This is a genomic window from Neisseria weixii (assembly GCF_042658245.1).
Taxonomy (GTDB): domain Bacteria; phylum Pseudomonadota; class Gammaproteobacteria; order Burkholderiales; family Neisseriaceae; genus Neisseria; species Neisseria weixii.
In genome coordinates, this window is sequence record NZ_JBHSPY010000071.1 from 1 (window position 1) to 1,315 (window position 1,315).

The 1,315-nt window shown below is 52.1% G+C and carries 3 protein-coding genes; all 3 read right to left on the reverse strand.

The genetic code is table 11. From position 1 onward, the window contains the following. Positions 1–23: 23 nt before the first annotated feature. The gene (locus tag ACFPVS_RS13625) at positions 24–542 is read right to left on the reverse strand and encodes an IS3 family transposase (protein WP_378595861.1); all 519 of its coding nucleotides are present in this window, start codon (positions 540–542) and stop codon (positions 24–26) included. Then, positions 440–835 carry an IS3 family transposase gene (locus ACFPVS_RS13630; protein WP_157742756.1) on the reverse strand — a complete coding sequence of 132 codons (396 nt, stop codon included), beginning with the start codon at positions 833–835 and terminating at the stop codon, positions 440–442. Before ACFPVS_RS13630 ends, ACFPVS_RS13625 begins: the two co-directional genes overlap by 103 nt. 14 nt (positions 836–849) lie before the next feature. Beyond that, positions 850–1,315: transposase (locus ACFPVS_RS13635; protein ID WP_378595860.1), on the reverse strand; the 466-nt coding region annotated here is incomplete at its 5' end.

Genomic DNA, 1,315 nt, shown 5'->3' on the forward strand with positions numbered 1-1,315 from the left:
CCCCAAAAAGCCGGACAGTTTAATCAAGCGGTTTTCAAGGACTGAATCCTGTACTGTACAGGACTCAGTCCTTTTAATTTGAGCTTAATCCTCTCGTGGTTGTAATAATGAATATACTCATGCAAGGCTGTTTCCAATTCGGTAACAGAAGCATATTTGCAGGTATGGAAACATTCCGGCTTCAACGTTCCAAAGAAACTTTCCACCGCCGCATTGTCCAAACAGTTTCCCTTACGGGACATACCCTGCACTAATCCTTTGTCTTTTAACTGTTGTTGATAAAAGGGCATTCGATACTGCCCCCCCTGATCCGAATGCAGTATCGGCTTTTCAGACGGCATTAATGTCTTAAACGCCTCTTTCAGCATCTTGCCGGCCAAATCGGAAGCCGGCCGGGTTTGGATACGGCAGCTGACGGTTTCCCCGTTAAACAAATCCGTCACCGGCGGCAGATACAGCTTCCCTCCTGCAACATTGAACCCGGTAACGTCCGTAACCCATTTCTTATTCGGTCTTTCCGCTTTGAAATGGCGTAGCAGGATATTGGGCGCAGTTCTACCGCCCCTCCTTTAAACGGGCGGTATTTGCGTTGCCGTATCACTGCCCTCAGGCCCATCTGCGCCATCAGGCGGCCGGCTGCCTTGTGGTTGGCCGATGTCCCTGTATGACGGATGGCCGCCGTTATCCTGCGGTAGCCGTACCGTCCTTTGTGTTGCCGGCAAACAGTGAGGATATGCTGTTTCAAACCGGCATATTTGTCTTCTGCCGATTGAGCAGCCAATTGGTAGCAGAAGGTACTGCGCGGCAGTCCGGCAATTGTCAGCAGCAGTTTCAAAGGATAGTCCTGCCTTAATCCTGCGACGATCCGGCTTCGCTCTGCCGCACTCCGTCCTCCCGGATTAAGGCATCGGGCTTTTTTAAGACGGCCGTCCCTGCACGAAGGTAAAGCAGTTCTTCCATCAGCCCTTCTTTGGTTTTGAGATGGCCGGCTTTTGGGGCGGCCTCAGGTTGCTTGGGCTTCTTCACAGGCTTCCTGCCTTCCGGTTTGGCTTTCAAACCGCCGGTGCCGTATTGGCGGTACCGACACAGCCATTGGGTGAGTAGGGAACCGGTCGGCAGGTTCAACCGGGCGGATGCCCCTTTTTGGGACAGCCCTTCATTTATGACCATTCTGACGGCGTTCGACTTGAAATCCAAAGGATAAACGGTAATACCCGACCATCGGTTGATGCCGTCCCCTCCATGAAGAACATAACGGGTTGCCCGTTTGCGTACGGCAGCATGGCCTAAGCAAAAAACTTTGGCTGTATGTTTT